Source organism: Nonomuraea sp. NPDC048882 (assembly GCF_040649755.1).
Taxonomy (GTDB): Bacteria; Actinomycetota; Actinomycetes; order Streptosporangiales; family Streptosporangiaceae; genus Nonomuraea; species Nonomuraea maheshkhaliensis.
Genome location: NZ_JBEZGB010000007.1, coordinates 59,382 through 83,876, shown reverse-complemented (window position 1 = coordinate 83,876; position 24,495 = coordinate 59,382). Strand labels below are relative to the sequence as shown.

Here is a 24,495-nt window from a genome sequence, read left to right as displayed (position 1 = left end):
CCGCCCCCGGCAGGGGCCCGGTCGTGGGCATGGAGAAGGCCACCGCCGCGAGGAGCGCGATGGCGCTCACTCGCAGGCGGTGGCCCTGGGTCCGTGGGCGGGAGACGGCCGGCGCTCACCCCCCGTGCGCGCCGCGGAACGTCTCACCCCGCCACGGCCGGCGTCATCGCGGAGATGACGCCGGATCCGACGCGGCCGCCGCCGCGGTCCTGCCCCCCACAGGCCGTGACGGCGACCGCGAGCCCACTCAGGAGCAGGCCGCGGTGATCTTGCTGGTGAAGCCGTTGACCTTGCCGCTGAACTCGGTGATGCTGCTCAGGTTGCCGCCCTTGATGGAGCCGAAGCCGTCCGCGAGGTCGTTGAGCGCGGCGGCGACTTCGCCGTCGTACTTGCCCGCGAGCTCCTTGGTCTTCGTCTCCGCGGTCTTCGAGGCGGACTCGACGGCGTCCGCGTTGGCGGCGTCCTTGGTGACCGCGGAACTCCACTCGGTCGCGATCTTGGCCGCGTCGTTGGCGGCGGTGTTGCAGTCAACGGCCTGGCCGATCGCACCACAGGCGGTGGTGAGCACGGCAAGAGTCAGCGTCGCGCCCGCGACGGCGAGGCGACGACGAGGGGGTGTCATTTTCTGTGCCCTTCGTAGGTTGAGCTAACGAAGGGAACATTATGGGTCCTCCCTTGACGGTCACTTGCACCCCGCTAACACCACGGGCATCAACTCGGTGTAAAGCCATGCAGCAGGACCTGCACGATCTCCTCCGGTTCAGGCAGCGGAAGATCCAGGAGCCCCCGGTACGTCACGAAGCCGGCGAACATGTCGGTGAGCATCCACAGATCCGCGTTCGGGGGGAGTTCGCCGCGTTCGATCGCGCGCTCGTACACGACCCATGAGCGCTCCATCCGGCTGCGCATGCTGGTGCGGATGAGCTCGGCGACCGCGGGGTCCCGGCCGGCCTCGCCGTACACCTGTCTGGCCGTGCGCGACAGGCCGGGCAGGCGCCACAGGGCGAGCGTGTCGGAGATGACCACGCGCAGGTCGCCCTCCAGCGAGCCGGTGTCGGGGATGGCGACGTGCGTGTTCATCAGGCCCGCGATGGCTTCGAGGAGCATGTCGCGTTTGGTGGCGTAGCGGCGGAACACACTCGCCCGGCCCACGCCTGCCGCCGCCGCGACGTCGTCCATGGTGAAGTCGAAGCCGTGGGTCAGCACGAGCCCGGCCGCGGCCTGCCTGATCCGGGTGTCGACCGTGGGGTCGGGCTTGCGACCGCGCGCAGACATTGTGATACTCCTAGTATCTGATATTGAGAGTCTCATTAATCAGGGGTCGTTATGAGGGTAATCATCATCGGCGCGGGCGTCGCGGGGCTCGCCCTGGCGCGCGGCCTGCTGAACGCGGGACACGAGGTCGAGGTGTACGAGGAGGCCCCCGAGCCGCGTACGGCCGGCGGCTCCGTCACGCTCTGGCCCGGCAGCACGGCCATCCTGGAGCGGCTCAAGGTCGACTGCTCGGGCGTCGGCCGCCGCCTGGAGACCCTGGAGTCGTGGGCCTCCGACGGGAGGCGGCTGCTCACCCTCGACCTCACCGTGGCCGAGCGCCGCTACGGCTACCCCGTCGTGCACGTGGCCCGCCACGAGCTGGTCGAGCTGCTCGCCGACGGCGTCCCGGTGACCTACGGTGCGCGGGCCGAGCACGTGACGCCCGAGCGGGCCGAGGCGCGCCTGTCCGACGGCCGCACGGTGCGCGGCGACGTGCTCGTGGGCGCCGACGGCCGCCGTTCGGTGGTGCGCGCCGCCCTGTGGGGGGAAGACTCCGCCACGCTGAGCCCGTTCGTGACCTGGCAGGGGTTCACCACGATGCCCACCGCGCTCACCGAGCTGCGCAGGGCGGTGATGATCGCGGGCGGCGCGGGGCTGTGCGGGCTGATCCCGGCGGGAAGGGGGCGGCTGCTGTGGTGGTTCGACGTACGGTCGGCGCCCGGCGGGCCGTTCTGGGCGGACGACGAGGACGTGGTGCCGCGGCTGCGCGAGCGCTTCGGCGGCTGGGCCGAGCCGGTGCCCGGCATCCTGGCCACGCTCACGGACGTCGACTTCTTCCCCCACCACCGGCAGCCGATCCGCGACGTCTGGGGCAGAGGTCCGACGACCCTGGCCGGTGATTCCGCCCACACCATGCCGCCGACCATGGCCCAGGGCGCCAACCAGGCCCTGGAGGACGCGTGGGTGCTCAGGGGGTCGATCGGGGACCTGCGGGCGTACGAGAAGGCCAGGTCAAGGGTGGTGCGCAGGCCCGCCAGGCTGGCCGGGACCGAGCTCACCGACATGCAGCGGCCGTTCGCGGGGCTGCTGCCCGACGGGCTCATGAGCGGCGTGTACGCGAGGCTGCTGCGCCGCTACAGCAACTACCTCTTGACAGCCCCCTGAGGCCGCCCGACTATGACGCATATAGAGCAACTCGGTGCGTAATACGCAACTAGGGGTGTCGGTTGACCACCACATCGAGCTTGATCTCCACGCTGCCAGGACGCTCCTACACCGACCCCGCGATCTTCGCGGACGAGCAGGCCAGGATCTTCGAAGATCTCTGGTTCTGCGCGGTCAGGGCCGACGACCTGCCGAAGCCGGGCGCGTTCAAGACCGTGCAGGTCGGCAGGGAGAACGTGATCGTGGTACGCGGGCGCGACCAGCGCTTACGTGCCTTCCTCAACGTCTGCCGGCACCGCGGCGCGCGCTTATGCGCCGAGGAGGCGGGCGAGGTCAAGCGGACGATCAGGTGCGCCTACCACGCCTGGTCCTACGACCTCGACGGCCGCCTGGCCGCCGCGCCCAACCTGGCCAAGATGCCCGACATCGACCGCGTCCAGTACGGCCTGTCACCCGTCCACCTGCGCGAATGGCTCGGGTACGCGTGGGTGTGCCTGGCTGCCGAGCCGCCCTCGTTCGAGGACGAGGTCATGTACGCCGCCACCGAACGCCTCGGCGACCCCGCCGCCATCGAGCGCTACCACGTCGAGGAGCTCGCGCTCGGCCGCCGCATCGTCTACGACGTCAAGGCCAACTGGAAGCTCCTCGTCGAGAACTTCATGGAGTGCTACCACTGCGCCACCATCCACCCCGAGCTGACCGCCGTGCTGCCCGAGTTCGCCGGCGGCTTCGCGGCGCAGTACTACGTCGGTCACGGCGCGGAGTTCGCCGCGCGGGCAGAGGGGTTCACCGTGGACGGCAGCCCGGGGTTCGGCAAGCTGCCCGACGTCGCCGAGGAGCAGGACCGGCGCTACTACGCGATCACCGTCAAGCCGCAGGTGTTCGTCAACCTGGTGCCCGACCACGTGATCCTGCACCGCATGATCCCCATGGCCGTGGACAGGACCGTGGTGGAGTGCGACTGGCTCTACCACCCGGACGTGATCGCCTCAGGGGCCGACCTGTCGCTGTCGGTCGAGCTGTTCCACCGGGTCAACGCGCAGGACTTCGACGCCTGTGAACGCACCCAGCCGGGCATGTCGTCACGGGCGTACAAGGAGGGCGGGGTGCTGGTGCCCAGTGAGCACCACATCTCGCTCTTCCATCAATGGGTGAACCAGCGTTTGCGCGGATAGCGCACGGTGAGACCGCCGTATTTCGCTCGCCCGGTGATCACCACCCGCAAGGCGCCGGGCCGTGGCCTGCTCGGCAGGCCGGAGGTGCTGACGCTGCCCCACTCACTGCTGAAACCGTCGACGTCCACCACGCCGCCCTCCGGCACGATGATCTTGCCGGAGCCGTAGGTGAGGTCGATCTCGATCTCCACGACGGGATGGGCGATGACGGCCTCGGACAGGTCGAGCTCGATGCTGCCGTATTTCGACGACACCCGCAGCCGGCGTGGGACGTTCCAGTCGCCGGAACGCTTGAGATTGCCGGTCTTCGACTCCAGCTCGACCACGTCGCCGGCCGCGGGCTGCTCGCTGGGCAGATCGTCGATCAGGCCCAGCAAGTCCGCGTACGTCTTCGCCGACAGCGCGATCTCCAGCCGGTCTTCGAGCTCCATCTGATTGAGGCGGCCTTCGGTGAACGCGCGCTGCAGCTGCTGTGCGGTGCGCTCCCGGTCCTCGTCGGACACTCTCATCTGCAATTCCGACATGTCCCGAGCATAAGGTCGAGCGGCTCAGAAGGGGAGCCGTCGCCCTGAAGGGGTACGGAGATCGAGGGAGGGGTAGGGGTTACGGACCGGACGGGGGCGGCGAACGAGCTGGACTCTCTTCACATCACTTTAGGTACCCCAATGGATTGCCGGGAATTCATCAACCTTGGGTAGCGTGGTTGGTGATGTCGGCGAAACCGTTCGCGCACCCGGCGCTCTTCTACCGGGGCGCACCCGAATACGTGGCCGCCACCACGGTTTTCGTCCGCGCGGGGCTGGCCGCGGGCGAGCCCGTGGCGGTCGCCGTGCCCGCCGCCAATCTCGCCCTGATCGAGACGGCGCTCGGGGCGGAGGCGGGCAAGGTGCTGCTGCTCGACATGACGGAGGCCGGGCGCAACCCGGGGCGGATCATCCCCGGCGTCCTGCGCGAGTTCGCCGACCGGCATCCCGGCCGGCACGTGCGCATCATCGGCGAGCCGATCTGGCCGGGCCGCAGCGCGGCGGAATATCCGGCCTGCGCCCAGCACGAGGCGCTGATCAACCTGGCGTTCAGCGGCCGGCGGGCCACCATCCTGTGCCCGTACGACCTCGACGGCCTCACCTCCGACGTGCTCGAAGAGGCGGCGCGCACCCATCCGGTGCTGCGCGACGCCTCCCGCGAATGGGACAGCGCCGACTACGCGCCCGAGCTGGTGATCGAGGGGCACAACCGGCCACTCGACGAACCCGAGACGTTCGTGTCGCTGCGCTTCGACAACGGCAACCTGTCGGCGGCGCGGAGCCTGGCCGCCCGCGAGGCCGCCGCGATGGGCTTCGGCGCCGACCGCCTCGACGACATCCGGCTGACGGTGGCCGAGCTGGGCGCCAACAGCCTCGACCACGGCGGCGGCGCGGGCACGCTGCGGGTGTGGGCCGAGGACGGCAGGCTGGTGTGCGAGGTCAGCGACGCGGGCCACATCACCGACCCGCTCGCGGGCCGCGAACCGGTCGATCCGCGCACCGCGGGCTCCCGCGGCCTGCTCATCGTCAACCTGCTCAGCGATCTCGTACGCGTGCACACCAGGGCCGGCGCCACCACGGTCCGCGTCTACTTCGACCCCGGCCGCCCCTGCCCGTAAGCGCCCGGCGCGCACCCCGGCCGTCTGCCCGTAAGCGCCCGGCCGTCGAACGGGTCAGGGCAGCCGTCCCCACCCTGAGGGGGCAGGCCCTACTCGGGGTCACGTCCGCGCAGGTCAGCGGCCGGTCCCAGGGCGTACTCCGACCAAGGTATTAAGGGAACCTTCAGGGCCGGTTCGGGCCCATCTCCGATGTTCGCAAAAGCCGCGTTCCGCGAGCGTAAAAGACATGAAGGGATTGCTCGTCACGGGATTCGCGGCCATCGGCGCGGGAAGCGGCGCCATGCTCACCTTGCACGCGGGATCGAACCTGGACCCGCTGCACAGCGTGATCAGCGAGTACGTCTGGCAGTCGGCCGGCTGGCTGCTGCCCGCCTCGCTCACCCTGTTCGCCGTGGGCTCGGCGCTGATCGCCGAGGCACTGCGCCGCTCCGGGGCGAGCGGCTGGATCGTGGCCCTGTTGCTGCTGTGGGGGGCGAGCATGTTCCTGGTCGGAGCCTTCCCCACCGACAGGCCGGGCGTGCCGCTGTCGCTGTCGGGCGGCATCCACCGCTACGCCGCCTTCGCCGCCTTCCTGGTGATGCCGGCGGCGGGGATGCTGCTGGCCAGGGCGAAGATCCCGTACGCGAAGGCGCTGCGGATCCTCAGCGCGCTGGCCCTGGGCGCCCTGCTGCTGGTCGTGGTCCCGTACGTGGTGCGCATGTTCGGCATCCCGCTGAGCAACGACGACATCCCCGCCGGGCTCACCCAGCGGGTCGTGGTCGTCACCGAGCTCGGCGTGCTGGCGCTGGCCGGGCTGTCGCTGCTCAGGCCGCGGGCCCGGCGCGAGGTCGCGCCCGCACTGGCCTGACGATCAGCAGGCGTGAAAGCCGCCGTCCGGGATAGAGGTCAGGTTCCGAACCTCTTGTGGAGTGGCTGAAAATGACGATTCTGATCGCGTACGACGGTTCCGACGACGCCAAGGCCGCCATCGCCTTCGCCGGGCGGCAGTTCCCCGGGCGGCAGGCGGTCGTGCTGACGGTGTGGGAGCGGGTGGCGATGACCACGGCCCGCGCCTCGGCCGGGCTCATGATGACGTTCGACCAGACGGGCGCGGAGGACGAGGCGGTGGCCGAGGCGATGTCCGCGCTGGCCCGGCAGGGGGCGGAGCTGGCCAGGCAGGCGGGGCTGGACGCGGCGCCCCGGTGCGAGCCTGACTCCGTGGCCGTCTGGTCGACGATCGTGGACGTGGCCGACGAACTGGACGCCGACCTCATCGTGACCGGGACCAGAGGACTGGGCGGGGTGCGTTCACTGCTGCTGGGCAGCACCTCGGACCGGGTGCTGCACCACGCGCGCCGGCCGGTGCTGGTGGTGCCGGCCGCGGACAAGGACGACTGAGCGGGACGTTCATCCGGCGTTGGTGTGGATCTGTCAGTGGGATAGGGCAGAGTGGGTTCCTCCTGGCGGGAGGAGGCGAGGGACGATGCCGGAGGAGCTGGCGCGCCGGCTCGGCACCACCGACGCGGTGGTCGTGGGCCTGAGCGCGATGATCGGGGCCGGCGTGTTCGCCGCCTTCGCCCCCGCCGCCGCGGCCGCCGGCGAATGGCTGCTGGTCTCGCTCGCGCTGGCCGCCGTCGTCGCCTACTGCAACGCCACCTCCTCGGCCCGCCTGGCCGCCCTCTACCCCGAGTCCGGCGGCACCTACGTCTACGGCAGGCGCCGCCTCGGCCCCCTGTGGGGCTACCTCGCGGGCTGGGGCTTCACGGTCGGCAAGACCGCTTCCTGCGCGGCCATGGCGCTCACGTTCGGCGCCTACGTGCTGCCGGGGCGCGAACGGCCGGCCGCCGTCGCCGCGGTGGTCGTGCTGACGGTGCTCAACCTGTTCGGGGTGCGCCGCTCTGCCGGCCTGGCGCGGGCGATCGTGGTCTTCGTGCTGGCCGTGCTCGCCGGGGTGGTCGTGGCCGGGCTGGCGGGCGACGACGTGGTGAGCTGGTTCTCCTACACGCCGGAGCCGACGCTGGTCGAGCCGGGTTTATGGAGTGTGCTGCAGGCGGCCGGGCTGCTGTTCTTCGCCTTCGCCGGATACGCCAGGATCGCCACACTCGGCGAGGAGGTGCGCGATCCCGCCCGCACCATCCCCAGGGCCGTCGGCATCGCGCTGGCCATCACGCTCGTCGTCTACCTGCTGGTCGCCCTGGCCGCGCTGCGCGCGCTGAAGCCGGAGCTGCTGGCCAGGTCCGCGGCGCCGCTGTCCGACCTGGTCAGGGAGGCCGGGTTCGGCTGGATGACGCCCGTCGTGACCGTCGGCGCGGCGGTGGCGGCGCTCGGTGCGCTGCTGGCGCTGCTGCTCGGCGTCTCCCGCACCGTGCTGGCCATGGCGCGCGAGCGCGACCTGCCCGGGGTGCTGGCCGCCGTGGACCCGGTGCGGCAGGTGCCGAGGCGGGCCGAGCTGGCGGTGGGCGCCGCGGTGATCGTGCTGCTGCTGGTGGCCGACCTGCGCGGGGCGATCGGGTTCTCCTCGTTCGGCGTGCTGGTCTACTACGCCGTCGCCAACGCCTCCGCGCTCACGCTCGGCCGCGAGGAGGGGGCGCCGCCGCGCGTCGTTCCCGTGCTGGGGCTGGTGCTGTGCCTGGTGCTGGCGGCCACGCTGCCGCTCACGTCGGTGCTGGCCGGGCTGGCGGTGTTCGCCGTGGGATGGGTGATCTACGCGGTGCGGCGACGGCGTACGATGTCCTCATGACGAACCGCGCGGTGATGATGACCCCCTAGGGGTCCCACCGCCACGTCCACGTTGAGGCCCTGCTAGCCGGGGCCTCTCGTCGTGTCCGGGGCCCCTCGGGAGGCATCCGTTGTACATCACGACCACCATCCCCTACGTCAACGCCCGGCCCCACCTCGGCCACGCGCTCGAACTCGTCCAGGCCGACGTGCTGGCCAGGCACCGCCGGCGGCGGGGTGAGCCGGTGCGGTTCCAGACCGGCACCGACGACAACTCGCTGAAGAACGTGCTGGCCGCGGAGGCGGCGGGCGTGCCGGTGCGCGAGCTGGTCGACAGGAACGCCGCCGCGTTCGAGGGCCTGCGCGGGCCGCTCGCCCTGTCGTTCGACTCCTTCATCAGGACCAGCACGCATCCGGGGCATCGCGACGGCGTCGAGCGCATCTGGCGGGAGACCGCACACGACCTCTACCAGCGCCACTACGAGGGGCTCTACTGCGTGGGCTGCGAGCAGTTCTACCCGGACGGGCCCTGTCCCGACGGGCACGAGGCGCCGCTGCAGCGCGTCTCCGAGCAGAACTGGTTCTTCCGGCTCTCGCGCTACCAGGACGAGCTGCTCGCCCTCATCAGCAGCGGGCGGCTGCGGATCGAGCCCGCCGCGCGCCGCAACGAGGTCCTGGCCTTCGTCGCGGCCGGACTCGACGACATCAGCGTCTCCCGCTCCGCCGCCCGGGCCAGGGGGTGGGGGATCCCGGTGCCCGGCGATCCGGCCCAGGTGGTGTACGTGTGGTGGGACGCGCTGGCCAACTACATCACCGCGCTGGACGGCGGCGGCACCAGGCCGGACGGCGGCGGGACCACGCTGGACGGTGGGGACTACGAGCGGTGGTGGGTGCGTGAGCCGCGCAAGGTGCATCTCGTGGGCAAGGGGGTGATCCGGTTCCACGCGGTGTACTGGCCGGCCATGCTGCTGTCCGCCGGGCGGCCGCTGCCCACGGCGATCTTCGTGCACGACTACCTCACGGCCGACGGCCGCAAGATCAGTAAGTCGTCGGGGAACGCCGCCGATCCGGCCGCCCTCGTGGCGGCGTACGGGACCGATGCGGTGCGGTGGTGGCTGCTGCGCGAGGTGCCGCGCGTGGGCGACGCCGACTTCACCGAGGCGCGCCTGGTCGCCAGGGCAGACGAGGACCTGGCCAACGGCCTGGGGAACCTGGTCAGCCGGGTCGCCACCATGGTCGTCCGCTTCCTGGACGGCCACGTACCCGACGAGGGAGAGCCGCTCGCGCGGGTGGACGGCGCGGTGGACGAGGCGCTGGCCGACTTCGACTTCCGCCGGGCGGCGCTCGCCGTGTGGACGCTCGTCGAGGAGGCCAACAAGTATGTCGAGCTGACCAGGCCCTGGCAGCAGTCCGGGCGGGAGCGGGAGACGTCGCTGGGCACGCTGGTGCGGACGTGCCGGGAACTGGCCGTACAGCTGGAGCCGTTCCTGCCGGGCGCGGCGGCGCGCGTGGCGGCGGCGGTCGGCGCCGACCGGCTGACCCGCCCCGACCCGCTCTTCCCCCGCCACGCCCGCCCGGCGGGCTGACATTGGCGAGGGCGTGCGGCGTGGCTGTTGACGGCGGGTCGGTGGGAGCTTAGTTTGGCGCACACCGACCAGCCGGTATGGAGGCGCGCATGTCCATGGTCGAGACCCTTCGCGGCCCCGTCGACGTCGGCGAGCTCGGGCAGACGCTGATGCACGAACACGTCTTCGTGACGGCCACCGAGCACCTGGAGAACTACGGCAGAGGCGCCTGGTGGGACGAGGAGCAGCGGGTCGCCGACGCCGTCACGAAGCTCCGCGCGGTGGCCGCCAAGGGCGTGCGCACGATCGTCGACCCGACGGTGTGGGGGCTCGGCCGGCACATCCCGCGCATTCTCCGCGTCTCCGAGCAGGTGCCCGGCCTCAACCTCATCGTGGCCACCGGCATCTACGTCTTCGAGGAGCTGCCCCACACCTACGCCTTCCGCGGCCCGGGCCTGATCATCGACCGCCCCGACCCGATGATCGACGACTTCGTCCGCGACCTGACCGAGGGCATCGCGGACACGGGCGTCAAGGCGGCCTTCCTCAAGTGCGCCGTGGACGCGCAGGGGCTGACGCCCGGCGTCGAGCGCATCTGCCGCTCCGTCGCGCAGGCCCACGTGCGTACGGGAGCGCCCATCACCGTGCACACCAACTCCACCGAGCGCACCGGGCTCCTCGCGCTCGACCTGTTCGCCAAGGAGGGCGTCGACCTGAGCAAAGTGGTCGTCGGGCACGCCGGTGACAGCAACGACCTCGACTACCTCATGCGCCTGGCCGACACCGGCGCGATCCTCGGCATGGACCGGTTCGGCCTCGACGTCTACAATCCGACGGCGCAGCGCGTGGCGACCATCGCCGCGCTGTGCGGGCGCGGCTACGCCGACCGCATGGTCCTCAGCCATGACGCGGCCTGCTTCATGGACTACTTCGGCGGTGACTGGGAGGAGACCCGCAGCACGCTCGCGCCGAACTGGCGCTACGATCACATTCACGACGACGTTTTGGCCGCACTGCTGGACTCGGGTGTGACCGATGGCCAGATTGAGCAGATGCTGGTGTTCAACCCGAAGCGCTACTTCTCGTAAAGTGGTCGGATCGGGAAAGCAACGCGGGTAGGTGGAGCTGGGTGACTTCGGAGCAGGCCTTGTCGATAAGCCTCGGGCTCCAGGGACCTTGCGTCATCGCGCGGCTGACGGGGGACTTCGACTTCGGGTCGGCGGCCGAGGTTCGCGATCGCGTCACCAAGGCGCTCGATCTCACCCAGCCCCCGATGCTGGTCATCGACATGCAGGCGGTGGCCGTCTGCGACTCATCGGGCCTTTCCGTCCTGGTCTACCTGCACAAGGCCGTCACCGCCTCGGGCGGCCGGCTGCTGCTGTCTGGGCTCAACGGCAGGTGCAAGCACCTGTTCGCGATCACCGCGCTGGACAAGTTCTTCGACATCCGCTCCACGGCCGAGCTGGCCATCGCCGAACTCAACGAAGAGGGGAATCCGCCGCCGTTTACCGGGTAGTGCCCGGGCATGTCGGCCGACGAGCCCGACCTGCTCGGCATGTACCTGGAGCAGATCGGCAAAATCCCTTTGCTCTCCGCCGCGGAGGAAGTCGACCTCGCCCGGCGGATCGAGGCAGGCCTGTACGCGGGCCATCTGATCGGGCGTGGTGAGGGCACGCCGGAACTCCACTGCGTCGCACGTGACGGGCGGCGCGCCAAGGACCTGCTGATCAGGTCCAACCTCCGGCTGGTCGTGGCCGCCGCCAGGCGCTACTCCTACCGGGGGCTGCCGTTGCCGGACGTCATCCAGGAGGGGAACCTCGGCCTCATCAGGGCCGTGGAGAAGTTCGACTACACGCGGGGATACAAGTTCTCCACGTACGGGATGTGGTGGATCCGCCAGGCGATCGAGCGCGGCATCCACGACAAGAGCCGTACGGTGCGGCTGCCCATCCACATGGCGGAGGAGCTGTCGCGGCTGGTCAGGGTCGAGCGGCGGCTGGCCGCCGAGCTGGGCCGCGAGCCGACCGAGGCGGAGCTGGGCGCGGTGGCCGAGCGGTCGCCGGCCCAGGTGGCGGCGTTGCGCCGGCTCGGCCAGGAGACCGTCAGCCTCGACCTGCCTGTGGGGGAGCACGGCGACAGCCGGATCGGCGACATGATCGCCGACGAGGAGGGGCCGCAGGTGCAGGAGCTCGCCGAGCGCCGCGCGCTCGGCGCGGAGCTGCGCGCGCTGGTCACGACGCTGCCGCCGCGCGAGGCGTTCGTGATCAGCTGCCGGTACGGCCTGGCCGGGCAGGAGGCCCAGAGCTGCACCCAGATCGCCGAGCGGCTCGGCCTGACCAGGGAGCGGGTTCGTCAGCTGGAGAAACAGGCGTTACGGCGGCTCAGGGAAGGGAGTCCGCTGCTGGCGTGGGCCTCCTGAGGCGGCGGATACTTGCGCGCATAAAGCCGATATAAGCGGATAACCGTTCGATATCGAATCTTGCGCGTCGTGCACTATTTTACTCGAGCGCCTGATAGTAGTCGAAGGGACACGGGTCGCTGCCAAGAGGGGGAAGCGGCCGTTTCGACTCTGGGGGCACAATGTTCCAGCGCCTCGCCGGCGCGGCCTTAGTGGCCGCTGCCGCGACATCGCTCATGGCCACACCCGCCGGCGCGTCCACCACCGCATCGACCACCGCTGCGTCGTTCACACCGGTGTCCGTCTCGGCCTCGGCGGCGGGGACCGCCACGACGGCGGCACGTCAGCTGATCCGCACCAAGGTCTATTTCGGCAGATGCAAGGACACGTGCCGGATCAACGTCCGGATCACGAACATCTCCCGCACGTACCTCTACCGCGTCAAGCTCAACGCCCGGCTCAGCGTCAACGGCAGGTCTGTCGGCAGCTGCTACGACTACGTCGGCACCATCAAACCGCGCAAGGTCCGCTACGCCGCCTGCACCGTCCGTACGAGGGCGCTGTCGCAGAAGTGGAACAACTACCTGGACGGCTGGGCCAGCTTCAACCGCTACGCCAGGACCAGCGTCGCCTACCGCTACTACCGCTGAGAGAGTGTGGGGGCCGGCCGGCGACGGCCGGGCCCCCAAGTGCTCACGCGGTGACGAGGAGCGCTACCCCGATCAGCACCACGACCGGGACGACCCACATCACGGCCTCGACAGCGAACTCCTTGTACATCGCGGAAGTCTCCTTCAAGGGTGAGGGCGGCATACGTCATTGCGCAGCATAGCCGCCCGCGCCCCGTGTCCGGTCCAGGGCTCAGGCCGTGACGGCGCCGTCGGAGGCGGAGGCGACACTGGCCACGTACTTGGTCAGCACGCCGCGCTCGACCGGCCGCTCGGGACGCTGCCAGGTGGCGCGGCGCGCGGCAAGTTCCTCCTCGGGGACGAGCAGGTCCAGCGTGCCGGCGGCACTGTCGATCACGACCGTGTCGCCGTCGTGGACCAGCGCGATCGGCCCGCCGTGGTACGCCTCGGGCGCCACGTGCCCGATGACCAGCCCGTGCGAGACCCCGCTGAAGCGGCCGTCGGTGACCAGGGCGACCGAGGTGCCGAGCCCGCGTCCCACGAGCGGGCCGGTGATCGACAACATCTCACGCATGCCGGGCCCGCCCGCCGGGCCCTCGTACCGGACCACGATGACGTCGCCGGCCACGATCCGCCCCTGCTGGATGGCGGTGTAGCAGTCGGCTTCGGAGTCGAAGACCCGGGCCGGGCCCTCGTGGCGGAAGTCGTCCTTGCCGCCCAGCTTGAGCACGCAGCCGCCCGGGGCCAGCGAGCCGCGCAGGATGGCCAGCGCGCCGCGCGGCTTGAACGGCCGGTCGGCCCCCGCCACCACGGTCTGGCCCGGGGTCTCGCGGGCGTCGGCGGCGACCTCGGCGAGGGTGCGGCCGTCGACGAGGGTGACGTTCTCGCGCAGCAGCCCCGCCTCCAGCAGGCGGCGGACCACCAGGGAGGTGCCGCCGGCCCGCCACAGGTCCAGCGCCGTGGCGTCGCCGCCGCTGGGCTTGAGGCCGGTGATGATCGGGACCTGGCGGCAGACCTCACCGATCCGGTCGATCTCCAGCGGCAGCCCGGCCTCGCGGGCGATGGCCAGCAGGTGCAGGACGGCGTTCGTGGAGCCGCCCATGGCGGCCACCGACACGATCGCGTTGTGCAGCGCGTCGGCGGTCACCACCTTGGAGGGGCGGGCGTCGGCGGCCAGCGCGCGCATGGCGATCTCGCCCACGCGGCGGGCGGCGGCGCCCTTGTCGGGGACGGTGGCCGGGATGTCGCCGATCCCGAACGGGGCCAGGCCGAGGAAGTCGGCGACGGTGCCCATGGTGTTGGCGGTGTACTGGGCGGCGCAGGTGCCCGCACCCGGGCAGGCGTGCTTGGCCAGGTCGTCGAGGTCGGCCTGGCTCATCCGGCCGACCTCGCGCTCGCCGAGCGCCTCCCACATGTCCTGGATGGTGACGTCCTTTCCGCGCCAGCGGCCCGGCAGCATGCTGCCGCTGTAGAGGATCACCGAGGGCACGTCCAGCCTGGCCAGCGCCATGATCGCGGCCGGTACGGTCTTGTCGCAGCCGACGATGGCCACCAGCGCGTCGAAGCCGTGCGCGCGGCCCATCAGCTCGATGGAGTCGGCGATGACCTCGCGGCTGATCAGCGAGGCACGCATGCCGGGGGTGTGCATGGTGAGGTTGTCGGAGACGGCGATCGTGTTGAACTCCATGGGCAGCCCGCCCGCCGCGCGCACGCCCTCGGCCACCTGGACGGCCAGGTCGCGGTGGTTCAGGTTGCACGGCATCGTGCCGGTCCAGGTGGAGGCGATGCCGACCACGGGCCGGCGCATCTCCTCCTCCGACAGGCCCATGGCGTACAGGTGGGATCGGGCCGGTGCGCGGTCGGGATCGTCGGCGATGCTCAAGGGAAACCTCCGATGTTCGGTTCGCTGCCTCCCATGATCCTGCGCCCGCCTTCACCGGTGGACCCCGGCCCCCTCACTGCTCGCGCAGACCCCATGGTGAGCCGTACTCGACCAGCAGATCCAGGTACGGCTCCGGCTCGAACGCCTCGGGCCCCAGCACGCCCGCGCCCTTCCAGACGCCCGTGGCCATCAGCTCCAGCGCGATCACCGGGTTGACCGCGGTCTGCCAGACCACCGCCTGGGAGCCGTACTCGCGCATCGACCACTCGTTGTCGACCACGTGATAGAGGTACACCTCGCGCGCCCGGCCGTCCTTGACGCCCTTCACCCAGGTGCCGGCGCACGTCTTGCCGTGCATGCGCTCGCCGAGCGCGGCCGGGTCGGGCAGCACGGCGGCGACCACGTCGCGCGGTGACACCCGGGCCTCGCCGCGGTCGGTCATGACGGCGACCGGCTCGGTGCGGTCCACGCCCAGCGCGTGCAGGGTCTTGAGCGTGCCGATGAACTCCTCTCCGAGGCCGTACTTGAAGGTCACCCGCTGGGCCGGGATCCACCGCGGCACCAGCACGACCTCCTCGTGCTCGACGTTCACGCACTCCACCGGGCCGATCCCGTCCGGGAAGTCGAAGATCTCGGGCTCGCTGAACGGCTCCGTGGTGTACCAGCCGCGCTCCTTCTCGTAGACGAGCGGCGGGTTGAGGCACTCCTCGATCGTGGTCCAGATGGAGAAGGAGGGGGCGAAGTCGTAGCCGTCGACGGTCAGGTTGCCGCCGTCCCTGATGCCGATCTCCTCGATCTCGTCGAACAGCTCGTCGGCGGCGTAACGGGCGAAGACGTCGGCCAGGCCGGGCTCCACGCCCATGCCGACCAGCGCCAGCCGGTCCCGCTCGGCCCATTCGGCGGCGCGGGCGAACTGCTCGTCGCCGAGCTTGACGCCCACCTCCTCGTACGGGCGGTCGGGGTGCGGCCTGGACATCGACATGGCCATGTCGAGGTAGTCGACCCCGGCGGCCAGCGCCGCCTCGAACAGGGGCAGCACGAAACGCGGGTCGGTGGCGTTGAGCAGCACGTCGCAGCGGTGCTCGGCCAGCAGCGCGGTGACGGCGCGCGCGTCGGCGGCGTCCACCTTGGCCGCGGTGAACCTTTCGGCCCGGTCGCCGAGCGCGGCCACGGCGGCCTTGGCGCGGGGCAGGTCGTAGTCGGCGACCACCATGTGGTCGAAGAAGGGGCGGCGGGCGGCGATCCGGGTGATGGCGGTTCCCACGCCGCCGGCTCCAACGAGGAGGATACGCATGACGATAAATCCCCTTTTGAGATGATTTTTCGGGGTGTGCTGACCATCCAACGGCCGTAGGCTGTTCAACGTCAATGGTGTTGGCATAAGGAGGGGCCTTCGTGGCCAAGCGAGTGGTGCCGGAGGCGGCCCGCAGGCGGCGCCGTCCCACCAAGCGGGGGCAGGTGCTGACGCACGCGCTGATCGTCGAGACCGCGCTGCGGATGTTGCGCGAGCACGGTGCCGACGGGCTGAGCGCCCGCCGGCTCGGCCTCGCGCTCGGTGCCGACGCCAGCACCGTCTACCGGTACTTCCGCGGCATGGACGATCTGATCCTGGCCATCGCGGACGAGCTGTTCCGCCAGGCCATGGAGGACTGGCGGGCCACCGGCGACTGGCGGGCCGACCTGCGCGACCTCGGCCTGCGCATCCACCACGCCTACCTGGCCCATCCGCAGGCCGCCGTGCTGACCGCCAGCCGGGTCACCGGCCGGACCAACGAGGTGGCCGGCGACGAGACGATCCTCGGCATCGTGCGCGGGGCCGGCTTTCGCGACGCGGACGCGGTCCGGATTTATCACGCTTTCATCGACCAGAGCCTGGCCTTCGCCATCCTCGACGCCGCCACCCTGGCCCTGCCGAAGGCGGCCCGGGAAGCCGATGAGGAGGTGTGGCGCGACACGTACGCCCACCTGCCCGCCAGTACCCACCCCAACATCGCGGCCACCGCGCCGCTGCTGGTGGCAACGATGAACGACAGCGCGTACCCGACGGCACTGGACATGCTGTTGTCCAGCGCGTCCGCCCAGCTCACGGGGTAGATGCCCGGGTATGCCGGAAGGACACCTCATCCACCGTTACGCCGACGCCCAGGACGCCGACCTCGCCGGACGGGTCGTGCACGCGTCCGGCCCTCAGGGCCGCTTCGACGCGCGCCCCTACGACGGACGGACGGTGACGAGCGTGGAGGCCGTGGGCAAACACCTCCTGTACCACTTCGACGACGACGAGCACGAAGACTCGAACCCGAACCCGGACTCGGGGATGGCGATCCACGTCCCCCTGGCGATCCACGTCCACCTGGGGATGCGCGGCATCTTCCTGCGCTACGACGACCCGGCCACCGAACCCCGGGTCGGCACCCGGCTGCGGCTGGCGACGGACGAGGTGGCGTACGACCTCATCGCCCCCTCCCGCTGCGAACCCCTCGACGCGCACGCCGTGGCGGCACTGCGCGCCTCGCTCGGCCCCGACCCGCTGCGCGCGGACGCCTCTTCCGGCGAGGCGGTGCGGCGGCTGACCGCGTTCAAGGGACCGGTCGGGGCGGCCGTGCTCGACCAGAGCGTGTGGGCCGGCATCGGCAACGCCTGGCGAGCCGAACTGCTCTACCTGACCGGCCTGCACCCGAGCCGGCGCGACGTGGACGAACCGGCGGCCCTGCGCCTGTGGCAGACGGCGGTGAAGCACCTCGCCATGGGACGCGACGCCGGTCAGGTGATCAGCGACCCGACAGCGCCCGACGAACGCTGGGTCTACAAACGCGAACGCTGCCGGCGCTGCGGCACCCCCGTCGAGACCTGGCCCCTGGCCTCCAGAACCGCCTACGCGTGCCCAGCCGAACAGAGCAGGTAGCCTGAGACGAGGAGTAACATGAACCTCACTTCTCGTAACAATCTGCTGGACATCCGCCGCATCTACGTCGAGCCCGCCGCCGCCGAGCTGCCGCGCGGGCAGGAGATCCTGGCCCGATACTCTGCCGCCGAACGTGTCGAGATCGAGAGCCACCACCGCATCCCCGAGCTCTACGGCGACGAGACCAACGTGGCGCGCTGGGTGCGGATCAAGACCGAGGCGCTCGTGCTCGGGGTCAAGAAGTCGCTGACGGCCCGGCCCAACGGCCGCTCGGCCGACTTCATCGCCCCCTCGACCGCCAACGGATGCGCCATGGCCTGCGCCTACTGCTACGTGCCCAGGCGCAAGGGCTACAGCAATCCGATCACGGTCTTCGCCAACATCGAGCAGATCCTCGGCTACGTACGCCGCCACGCCGGCCGCCAGGGGCCCAAGACCGAGCCCAACCAGGTGGACCCGCACGCCTGGGTCTACGACATCGGCGAGAACTCCGACTGCTCCCTCGACGCCACCGTCTCGCGCAACGTCCGCGACCTCGTGGAGCTCTTCCGCGACCTGCCCGAGGCCAAGGCCAGCTTCGCCACCAAATACGTCAACCCGGAGCTCTTGGACTGGGACCCGCGCGGCCGCACCCGGATTCGGTTCAGCCTCATGCCCGCCGCCGACTCCAAGCTGCTCGACATCCGCACCTCCCCGATCGCCGACCGGATCGCCGCGATCTCCGACTTCGTCGCCGCCGGCTACGAGGTACACGTCAACTTCAGCCCTGTGGTCGTACGGGACGGCTGGCTGGAGTCGTGGGCCGACCTGTTCACCCAGCTGGACGACGGGCTGAGCCCGCAAGCCCGGGAACAACTGGCCGCCGAAGTGATCTTCCTGACCCACAACGACCGACTGCACGAGGTCAACCTGGGCTGGCACCCCAAGGCCGAGGAGGTGCTCTGGCGCCCGGACCTGCAGCAGGCCAAACGCTCGCAGACAGGCGGCTGGAACGTCCGCTACCGCACCGGCCACAAGGGCCGCTACGTCAACGCCCTCACGGACCTCCTGGGGACCCGCCTCCCGTACTGCCGCATCCGCTACGCCTTCTGACCCTGACGACGACGTCGCGCCGTCGGGGTACCGAGGTCGTAGGGACGCCTATTCGGGGAGGTTCTGCTGGGCGAGGCGTTTGCCCAGGCCGGCCAAGGAGGCGTCGGCCATGAGGGCGGGCAGGCGGGGTGCGTCCTCGTCGATCTGGCGCAGCACGGCCGGCTGGTCGCCGCAGTGCCGGGTCCACGCCCTGACGACCTCCGGCATGGCCTCGATCGCCTCCTGCGACAGGATCGCCTCTCTGGGCAGCCACGACGTCAGGAACTGCCGCACCCTTCCCGGACTCCACCACAGCGGCCGATCCCCGACGAACTCGGTCAGCTTCCCGAACGCCTCCTCGGCCCCTGGCAAGTCCGGCAGGTCCTGGAACGCGGCCATGGCACCGTCGGGAGCGCCACCCCGTACGAGACCGGGCACGGACCGGGCGCGGGCCACCGCCAGCGGCCGGATCGCCGGCAACGTCTCCGCCACCTCCGCGCCCATGAGCCGATCACCCAGCTCGAACGCGTCCAGGATCCGGCCCGCCACCACCCCCGGCTCCGCCTCCCGCAGGCCCAGATCGTCGAGGAACTTCAACTCCTCCACCAGCGCGTCCACGGCCAGGCCACCGTGGGGCTGGTCGATGCCGGTGACCAGGATGTGGGGCTCTTTGCCGTTCTCGTAACGGAAGGCCAGGACCGCGAGAACCTGCTCACCGTAGGGATCGGCCTTGCCGTACCAGGCGCCCTCGCAGGTCACGCGCCCCATCCGCCGCACCCACCCGGGCAGCTCACCGCCACCCTCGCCGCTGTCTTCGACGGGAGTCTCGCCCGGATGATCGAGCACCGCCATGGCCGCCACCGCGAGACGCGCCTCCAGGCGACCGTCCTCCGCTGCTCGCCGCGCGAACGCCTCCGCCTCCCCGGCCTCCTCCAACTCGGCCATGAGCCTGGACGCCCAGAGCTCGGTGCGCAGGGGAGAACGCCACCTGAGCAGGTCGCGGGCCTGAGTGATCGCCGTGTCGAACGCAGTCGTGCTCACCCTTGCACCGTACCGCCCATCCTCACCGCCCCAGCGGACGCACGGGGCCCTCCCGGCAGGGTTGAGCGCAGTTGATCACACGTCTCCGACCGACCTCCCACTCCTCCGGAGGAAGGGCCAGCACTCCGGGCAGTGCGTGCTCGTCTGCACATATCCGGCTGGCTCTGCGCCGACCTGAGCGATTGAGCGACACAGGCCACCCCATCCACCGGTCCTGGGCAGATGGGCCGGTGGCTGGCCGCTATGTCGGCTGGCTGGGCCCGTTACTTCTTCGCCGGGCCAGCGTGATGGGGCGGGGGCCGGTGGGTGCGCCGGCTGACTGGGGTGGGTGGGCTGCCCCTCTGTAGCCGGCTCAGGCACCCAGGGCGACCAGGCGGGAGCCAGCCGGTCGGTGCGTCGGCTGGGCGAGGGGGCGAGTGGCGCCTGTCGCCTATCGGCCGGATCGTGGTGCTGGGGTGGTAGCTGCTCGGTGTGCCGGCTGGCTGGGTCGGTGGTGAGACGTGCCGTTCCTGCGCCGGGCGGCCAGGGCGGTGGTTGGTCCATGCGTTGGCCGGCTGGGGTGGGTGGCGTGCGCCGCTTCCCCTCTGACCAGGGTGGCGGTGCTCGCTGGCTGCTGCCACGGCTGGTCAGGGGTGGGTGGCGCGTGCCCGGCGGCTCAGTTCGGCCGGCGGGCACGCGCGTGCTGTGTTGGGCTGTGGCTGTTAGCGGTTGTCGCCGCCCAGGCCCGCCTTTCGGAGGGCTTCGGCCATGGCGCCGGTCGGGGCCGGGCGGTCCTGGCGGCGCGGGCCGTCGCCGCGGCCTCGCCCGCCGTCGCCACGACCCCGTCCGCCGCCGTCGCCTCGCTGGTCGCCACGACCGCGGCCACCATCACGGCCACGGTCACGGCCGCTGTCGCCTCGTCCGCCGCCACCGTCGCCGCGGCCGCGTCCGCCGTCTCGGCCGCCGCCTTCACCGCGCCCACCGTCTCGACCACCCTGGCTGCGGCCCCCGTCGCCGCGGCTCTCGGGACCGTCGCCGCCTCGGCGGGCGCCCGAGCCCCTGCGCGAGCCGTCGCCGCCGCCCTGGGCGGTGGTCTCGTCTTCCAGGCGCAGGGTCAGGGAGATGCGCTTGCGCGGGATGTCCACGTCGAGGACCTTGACGCGGACGATGTCGCCGGGCTTCACCACGTCACGCGGGTCCTTGACGTAGTTACGCGACATGGCCGACACGTGGACGAGCCCGTCCTGGTGCACGCCGATGTCGACGAACGCGCCGAAGGCCGCGACGTTGGTGACGACGCCCTCCAGGATCATGCCGGAAGCCAGGTCGGAGATCTTCTCGACGCCCTCCTTGAAGGTGGCCGTCTTGAAGGCGGGACGCGGGTCGCGGCCGGGCTTCTCCAGCTCGCGCAGGATGTCGGTGACCGTCGGCAGGCCGAACTTGTCGTCGGTGAACTCGTCGGGCTTGAGCGAGCGCAGCGCCGCCGTGTTGCCGATCAGCGACTTGAGGTCGGTCTTGGCCGAGGTCAGGATGCGCCGCACCACGGGGTAGGACTCGGGGTGCACGCTGGAGACGTCGAGCGGGTCGTCGCCGCCCGGGATGCGCAGGAAGCCCGCGCACTGCTCGAACGCCTTGGGCCCGAGCCGGGGCACGTTCTTCAGCGCCGAACGGGTGCGGAAGGGGCCGTTGGAGTCGCGGTGGCGCACGATGCTCTCGGCGAGCGTGGCGCCGATGCCCGACACGCGGGTGAGCAGGGGCGGCGAGGCCGTGTTGACGTCGACGCCCACCGCGTTGACGCAGTCTTCGACCACCGCGTCGAGCGAGCGGGACAGCTTGGACTCGGCCAGGTCGTGCTGGTATTGGCCGACGCCGATCGACTTGGGGTCGATCTTGACCAGCTCGGCCAGCGGGTCCTGGAGCCGGCGCGCGATGGAGACCGCGCCGCGCAGCGACACGTCGAGCTCGGGCAGCTCCTGCGAGGCGTAGGCCGAGGCGGAGTAGACCGAGGCGCCCGCCTCGGAGACCACGATCTTGGTGAGCCCGGGCATGTGCTTGACCAGCTCGCCGGCCAGCTTGTCGGTCTCGCGGGAGGCGGTACCGTTGCCGATGGCGATCAGCTCGACGCCGTGGCGCTGGGCGAGCGCGCCCAGCACCGCCAGCGACTGGTCCCACTGCCGCTTGGGCTCGTGGGGGTAGATGGTGGCGGTCTCGACGACCTTGCCGGTGGCGTCGACGACGGCGACCTTCACGCCCGTACGCAGACCGGGGTCGAGCCCCATCGTGGGCCGGGTGCCGGCCGGAGCGGCGAGCAGCAGGTCGCGCAGGTTGGCCGCGAACACCCGCACCGCCTCGTCCTCGGCCGCCTGCCACAGCCGCATCCGCAGGTCGATGCCGAGGTGGACGAGGATGCGGGTGCGCCAGGCCCAGCGCACGGTCTCGCTCAGCCACTTGTCGGCGGGCCTGCCCTGGTCGGAGACGCCGAACCGGGAGGCGATGCGCAGCTCGTAGTCGGGGCTGTCGTCGGGCTCCAGGGTGACGGAGAGGATCTCCTCCTTCTCGCCCCTGAACATGGCCAGGATCCGGTGGGAGGGCAGCTTCGTGAACGGCTCGCCGAACTCGAAGTAGTCGGAGAACTTGGCCCCCGCCTCCTCCTTACCCTCGCGCACCTTCGACACCAGCCGGCCACGGGTCCACAACTGCTCGCGCAGGCCGCCGATGAGGTCGGCGTCCTCGGCGAAGCGCTCGATCAGGATCGCCCTGGCCCCTTCGAGCGCCGCGCTCTCGTCGGCGACGCCTTCGGCGATGAAGCCCTTGGCGGTCGTCACCGGGTCGAGCGTGGGATCGGCGAGGAGCTGGTCGGCCAGCGGCTCAAGGCCCAGCTCGCGGGCGATCTGCGCCTTGGTGCGGCGCTTGGGCTTGTAGGGCAGGTAGATGTCCTCAAGCCTGGCCTTGGTCTCGGCCGCCATGATCTGCTCGCGCAGCTCGTCGTCGAGCTTGCCCTGGGACTCGATGGACTCCAGGATCGCCGTCCTGCGCTCCTCCAGCTCGCGCAGGTAACGCAGCCGCTCCTCCAGCGTGCGCAGCTGCGCGTCGTCGAGGGCGCCGGTGGCCTCTTTGCGGTATCGCGCGATGAAGGGCACGGTCGCGCCGCCGTCGAGCAGCTCGACCGTGGCCTGAACCTGCCCGTCGCGTACGCCGAGCTCGGCCGCGATCCGCTGGGAAATAGAGAGCACTTGCCTGCCTTTCGATGGTCCCGCCGGTCAATTGTGCAGGACGACGCCGTCCTTCATGACCAGAGTGCGCGCAGGGTGAACGACCACCGCCTCCGCCGGGCTCCCGCAGGGGAGCACGACAAGGTCGGCCCGGTCGCCGGGGGACAGGCCGTAGCCCTCCAGCCCGAGCGCCCGCGCCCCGCCGTGGGTGGCCGCCTCCAGCGCCAGCTCGATGTCGTGGTCTGCGCGGAACGTGCTGCGGTAGGCGACGTGCATCGCCCGTTCGAGCATGTCGCCGCTGCCGTACGGCCCCCACAGGTCGCGGATGCCGTCGTGGCCGCAGGCCACGGTGACCCCGGCGGCCCGCAGCTTCTTCACCGGGGGCACGGGGAAGCTGTAGACGGCGGCGGTCACGATCGCCACCCCCGCCCGCGCCAGCCCCTCGGCCAGGCGGTCCTGGTGGGCCTCGTCGAGCTGGCCCAGCGCGTAGGCGTGGCTGACCGCCACCCGGCCGCCCAGCCCGAGCGCCGCGGTGCGTTCGATGATCAGCTCCAGCTCCCACGCGCCGAGCGTGCCGCCGTCGTGCAGGTGGAGGTCGAGGTGGGTGCCGTAGCGCCCGGCCAGGCCGAAGATCAGGTCGAGGTGGCGGACCGGGTCGCGGTCGATGCCCGCCGGGTCGAGCCCGCCCACCGCCTCCACCCCGCTCTTCAGCGCCTCTTCGAGCAGCTCGGCCGTGCCCGGGTTGGTGAGCAGGCCGTGTTGCGGGAAGGCCACCTGGCGCACCTCGACGAGGGAGCCCGCCGCGGCCTCGCGCACGGCCTCCACGCCGCGTAAACCCACTTCGGGGTCGATGTCGGTGTGGGTGCGGACGTGGGTGGTGCCGGCCGCGCTCATGGCGGCCAGCAGCGCGGCGATCCGCTCCACGCTCGGCACGCCCAGCTCGGCGCGGCGGCGCAGGTCGTTGCCGATGCGGCCGGCGAGCGTGTCGTCGGCGGAGTGGGGCACCCACGGGCCGCCGTAGAGGGTCTTGTCGAGGTGGCAGTGCGCCTCGACCAGGCCGGGCAGGACGAGCTGCCCGGAGGCGTCGACCACCGTGGCCCCGGGCGCGTCGAGAGCCGGCGCCACCTGGTCGATGCGCCCGTCGCGCACCAGGATGTCGAGCGGAACGCCGGGGGCGGCGCGCCGCCACGGAAGCCCGCCACGCAACAGCACACTGGGCAGCACGTCGGTCATGCCCAGCACCCTAAAGGGCGGGACCGACGATTTCGCTGGCTCTGCTGTGACGGTCTTGGATACCTTTCCGCCCTCTGAGGCTCCTCATGGGAGTACGCCGGTACGCCGAACCCGGCCATGGCACCAAGCGGCACGAAGTCAGCGCCGCTTCACCCATCAGATGTCGTCGAGGTGGGAGACGTTGGCCACGTCGGCGGGGTCGGCGCTCGGCCGGCCGCCGAACCAGGCGTCCAGGATCTCCTTCAGCACCACCTCGGACGTGAGCCGCAGGCTGAGCGCCAGCACGTTGGCGTCGTTCCACCTGCGGGCGCCGTCGGCGGTGTAGGCGTCGACGCAGAGCGCCGCCCGCACCCCGCGCACCTTGTTCGCCGCGATCGACGCGCCGGTGCCGGTCCAGCAGCAGACGACCGCCTGCTCGGCTCGCCCTTCGCTCACGTCTCTCGCGGCCAGTTCGCAGGCCCACGCCCAGTCGTCGCGTTCGCCGTCGTTGAGCGCGCCGTGGGTGACGACCTCGTGCCCGCGCTCGCGCAGCTCCGACACCACCAGCTCGGCCACGCCGTCCTTGCCGTCGGCGGCCACCGATATCCGCATCTGCCCATACTCGCACGTACGCGGACTGGCGCGGGTGGGGCGGTATGTGCTTGGTTG

At 71.2% G+C, this 24,495-nt stretch carries 23 protein-coding genes; 14 read left to right on the top strand and 9 right to left on the bottom strand.

The window, feature by feature from the left end; all coding sequences use genetic code 11:
- Nucleotides 1–247: 247 nt before the first annotated feature.
- A complete protein-coding gene (locus AB0C27_RS25140) occupies nt 248–622 on the bottom strand; it encodes a hypothetical protein (RefSeq protein ID WP_357848009.1) in 375 nt (124 codons plus the stop codon).
- 89 nt (nt 623–711) lie between these two features.
- Nucleotides 712–1,275 (bottom strand): TetR-like C-terminal domain-containing protein, encoded by a 564-nt coding sequence (locus AB0C27_RS25135; RefSeq protein WP_357848007.1) that lies wholly within the window; start codon nt 1,273–1,275, stop codon nt 712–714.
- Nucleotides 1,276–1,326: 51 nt separating this feature from the next.
- On the opposite strand from AB0C27_RS25135, the gene AB0C27_RS25130 reads away from it, so the two are divergent.
- On the top strand, nt 1,327–2,418 hold the full coding sequence (locus AB0C27_RS25130; RefSeq protein WP_357848005.1) for an NAD(P)/FAD-dependent oxidoreductase: 1,092 nt from the start codon (nt 1,327–1,329) through the stop codon (nt 2,416–2,418).
- A gap of 62 nt (nt 2,419–2,480) precedes the next feature.
- The gene (locus AB0C27_RS25125; protein ID WP_357848003.1) at nt 2,481–3,593 is read left to right on the top strand and encodes an aromatic ring-hydroxylating dioxygenase subunit alpha; all 1,113 of its coding nucleotides are present in this window, start codon (nt 2,481–2,483) and stop codon (nt 3,591–3,593) included.
- Here the strand turns inward: AB0C27_RS25125 and AB0C27_RS25120 are convergent.
- On the bottom strand, nt 3,563–4,117 hold the full coding sequence (locus AB0C27_RS25120) for a DUF1707 domain-containing protein (protein ID WP_357848001.1): 555 nt from the start codon (nt 4,115–4,117) through the stop codon (nt 3,563–3,565). The two genes, AB0C27_RS25125 and AB0C27_RS25120, sit on opposite strands and share 31 nt — an antisense overlap.
- Before the next feature lie 185 nt (nt 4,118–4,302).
- Here AB0C27_RS25120 and AB0C27_RS25115 point away from each other — a divergent pair, with 185 nt between their 5' ends.
- From AB0C27_RS25115 to AB0C27_RS25075, 9 genes are all read left to right on the top strand, one after another.
- Entirely contained in the window at nt 4,303–5,235 is a 933-nt protein-coding gene (locus AB0C27_RS25115) for a sensor histidine kinase (protein WP_357847999.1), read from the top strand.
- Nucleotides 5,236–5,461: 226 nt separating this feature from the next.
- Nucleotides 5,462–6,082 carry a DUF998 domain-containing protein gene (locus AB0C27_RS25110; RefSeq protein ID WP_346113099.1) on the top strand — a complete coding sequence of 207 codons (621 nt, stop codon included), beginning with the start codon at nt 5,462–5,464 and terminating at the stop codon, nt 6,080–6,082.
- 71 nt (nt 6,083–6,153) lie between these two features.
- Entirely contained in the window at nt 6,154–6,612 is a 459-nt protein-coding gene (locus AB0C27_RS25105) for a universal stress protein (RefSeq protein ID WP_346113100.1), read from the top strand.
- Nucleotides 6,613–6,697: 85 nt separating this feature from the next.
- Nucleotides 6,698–7,954: an APC family permease gene (locus AB0C27_RS25100; protein WP_357847996.1), complete on the top strand. Its 1,257-nt coding sequence runs from the start codon at nt 6,698–6,700 to the stop codon at nt 7,952–7,954.
- Between the two features lie 109 nt (nt 7,955–8,063).
- Nucleotides 8,064–9,518, top strand: a complete 1,455-nt coding sequence (locus AB0C27_RS25095) for a methionine--tRNA ligase (RefSeq protein WP_357847994.1) — start codon at nt 8,064–8,066, stop codon at nt 9,516–9,518.
- An 89-nt stretch (nt 9,519–9,607) separates the two neighbouring features.
- Nucleotides 9,608–10,585, top strand: a complete 978-nt coding sequence (locus tag AB0C27_RS25090) for a phosphotriesterase-related protein (protein ID WP_357847992.1) — start codon at nt 9,608–9,610, stop codon at nt 10,583–10,585.
- A 41-nt stretch (nt 10,586–10,626) separates the two neighbouring features.
- Nucleotides 10,627–11,013: an STAS domain-containing protein gene (locus AB0C27_RS25085; protein WP_106249128.1), complete on the top strand. Its 387-nt coding sequence runs from the start codon at nt 10,627–10,629 to the stop codon at nt 11,011–11,013.
- Nucleotides 11,014–11,022: 9 nt separating this feature from the next.
- Nucleotides 11,023–11,916, top strand: coding sequence for a sigma-70 family RNA polymerase sigma factor (locus AB0C27_RS25080; RefSeq protein WP_357847990.1), 894 nt, complete (start codon nt 11,023–11,025; stop codon nt 11,914–11,916).
- A gap of 215 nt (nt 11,917–12,131) precedes the next feature.
- Complete coding sequence (locus AB0C27_RS25075) at nt 12,132–12,545, top strand: hypothetical protein (RefSeq protein WP_357847989.1); 414 nt, start codon at nt 12,132–12,134, stop codon at nt 12,543–12,545.
- A 211-nt stretch (nt 12,546–12,756) separates the two neighbouring features.
- Here the strand turns inward: AB0C27_RS25075 and AB0C27_RS25070 are convergent, their stop codons facing one another.
- Nucleotides 12,757–14,406 (bottom strand): dihydroxy-acid dehydratase, encoded by a 1,650-nt coding sequence (locus AB0C27_RS25070; RefSeq protein ID WP_357847986.1) that lies wholly within the window; start codon nt 14,404–14,406, stop codon nt 12,757–12,759.
- 73 nt (nt 14,407–14,479) lie between these two features.
- Nucleotides 14,480–15,700 (bottom strand): saccharopine dehydrogenase C-terminal domain-containing protein, encoded by a 1,221-nt coding sequence (locus AB0C27_RS25065; protein WP_357847984.1) that lies wholly within the window; start codon nt 15,698–15,700, stop codon nt 14,480–14,482.
- A gap of 101 nt (nt 15,701–15,801) precedes the next feature.
- On the opposite strand from AB0C27_RS25065, the gene AB0C27_RS25060 reads away from it, so the two are divergent.
- Genes AB0C27_RS25060 through AB0C27_RS25050 form a run of 3 tightly spaced genes read left to right on the top strand, consistent with a single transcriptional unit; the run spans nt 15,802 to nt 18,403 of the window.
- Nucleotides 15,802–16,500, top strand: a complete 699-nt coding sequence (locus AB0C27_RS25060) for a TetR/AcrR family transcriptional regulator (RefSeq protein WP_357847982.1) — start codon at nt 15,802–15,804, stop codon at nt 16,498–16,500.
- A 10-nt stretch (nt 16,501–16,510) separates the two neighbouring features.
- Nucleotides 16,511–17,311 (top strand): DNA-formamidopyrimidine glycosylase family protein, encoded by an 801-nt coding sequence (locus AB0C27_RS25055; RefSeq protein ID WP_357847980.1) that lies wholly within the window; start codon nt 16,511–16,513, stop codon nt 17,309–17,311.
- Between the two features lie 18 nt (nt 17,312–17,329).
- A complete protein-coding gene (locus tag AB0C27_RS25050; protein WP_357847978.1) occupies nt 17,330–18,403 on the top strand; it encodes a spore photoproduct lyase family protein in 1,074 nt (357 codons plus the stop codon).
- Between the two features lie 48 nt (nt 18,404–18,451).
- Here the strand turns inward: AB0C27_RS25050 and AB0C27_RS25045 are convergent, their stop codons facing one another.
- From AB0C27_RS25045 to AB0C27_RS25030, 4 genes are all read right to left on the bottom strand, one after another.
- On the bottom strand, nt 18,452–19,423 hold the full coding sequence (locus AB0C27_RS25045; RefSeq protein WP_357847976.1) for a hypothetical protein: 972 nt from the start codon (nt 19,421–19,423) through the stop codon (nt 18,452–18,454).
- A gap of 701 nt (nt 19,424–20,124) precedes the next feature.
- The gene (locus AB0C27_RS25040) at nt 20,125–22,635 is read right to left on the bottom strand and encodes a Tex family protein (RefSeq protein WP_357847974.1); all 2,511 of its coding nucleotides are present in this window, start codon (nt 22,633–22,635) and stop codon (nt 20,125–20,127) included.
- Nucleotides 22,636–22,662: 27 nt separating this feature from the next.
- On the bottom strand, nt 22,663–23,847 hold the full coding sequence (locus tag AB0C27_RS25035; protein WP_357847972.1) for an amidohydrolase: 1,185 nt from the start codon (nt 23,845–23,847) through the stop codon (nt 22,663–22,665).
- Nucleotides 23,848–24,003: 156 nt separating this feature from the next.
- A complete protein-coding gene (locus AB0C27_RS25030; RefSeq protein ID WP_357847970.1) occupies nt 24,004–24,438 on the bottom strand; it encodes an RpiB/LacA/LacB family sugar-phosphate isomerase in 435 nt (144 codons plus the stop codon).
- Between the last annotated feature and the right edge of the window lie 57 nt (nt 24,439–24,495).

What these genes read in the sequence shown, in the direction of transcription:
- AB0C27_RS25130 (WP_357848005.1), top strand. Translation starts at nt 1,327, where the DNA reads ATGAGGGTAATCATCATCGGCGCGGGCGTCGCGGGGCTCGCCCTGGCG.
- AB0C27_RS25030 (WP_357847970.1), bottom strand. Translation starts at nt 24,438, where the DNA reads ATGCGGATATCGGTGGCCGCCGACGGCAAGGACGGCGTGGCCGAGCTG.
- AB0C27_RS25055 (WP_357847980.1), top strand. Translation starts at nt 16,511, where the DNA reads ATGCCGGAAGGACACCTCATCCACCGTTACGCCGACGCCCAGGACGCC.
- AB0C27_RS25065 (WP_357847984.1), bottom strand. Translation starts at nt 15,700, where the DNA reads ATGCGTATCCTCCTCGTTGGAGCCGGCGGCGTGGGAACCGCCATCACC.
- AB0C27_RS25115 (WP_357847999.1), top strand. Translation starts at nt 4,303, where the DNA reads ATGTCGGCGAAACCGTTCGCGCACCCGGCGCTCTTCTACCGGGGCGCA.
- AB0C27_RS25105 (WP_346113100.1), top strand. Translation starts at nt 6,154, where the DNA reads ATGACGATTCTGATCGCGTACGACGGTTCCGACGACGCCAAGGCCGCC.
- AB0C27_RS25035 (WP_357847972.1), bottom strand. Translation starts at nt 23,847, where the DNA reads ATGACCGACGTGCTGCCCAGTGTGCTGTTGCGTGGCGGGCTTCCGTGG.
- AB0C27_RS25120 (WP_357848001.1), bottom strand. Translation starts at nt 4,117, where the DNA reads ATGTCGGAATTGCAGATGAGAGTGTCCGACGAGGACCGGGAGCGCACC.
- AB0C27_RS25100 (WP_357847996.1), top strand. Translation starts at nt 6,698, where the DNA reads ATGCCGGAGGAGCTGGCGCGCCGGCTCGGCACCACCGACGCGGTGGTC.
- AB0C27_RS25075 (WP_357847989.1), top strand. Translation starts at nt 12,132, where the DNA reads ATGGCCACACCCGCCGGCGCGTCCACCACCGCATCGACCACCGCTGCG.
- AB0C27_RS25140 (WP_357848009.1), bottom strand. Translation starts at nt 622, where the DNA reads ATGACACCCCCTCGTCGTCGCCTCGCCGTCGCGGGCGCGACGCTGACT.
- AB0C27_RS25135 (WP_357848007.1), bottom strand. Translation starts at nt 1,275, where the DNA reads ATGTCTGCGCGCGGTCGCAAGCCCGACCCCACGGTCGACACCCGGATC.
- AB0C27_RS25050 (WP_357847978.1), top strand. Translation starts at nt 17,330, where the DNA reads ATGAACCTCACTTCTCGTAACAATCTGCTGGACATCCGCCGCATCTAC.
- AB0C27_RS25110 (WP_346113099.1), top strand. Translation starts at nt 5,462, where the DNA reads ATGAAGGGATTGCTCGTCACGGGATTCGCGGCCATCGGCGCGGGAAGC.
- AB0C27_RS25090 (WP_357847992.1), top strand. Translation starts at nt 9,608, where the DNA reads ATGTCCATGGTCGAGACCCTTCGCGGCCCCGTCGACGTCGGCGAGCTC.
- AB0C27_RS25080 (WP_357847990.1), top strand. Translation starts at nt 11,023, where the DNA reads ATGTCGGCCGACGAGCCCGACCTGCTCGGCATGTACCTGGAGCAGATC.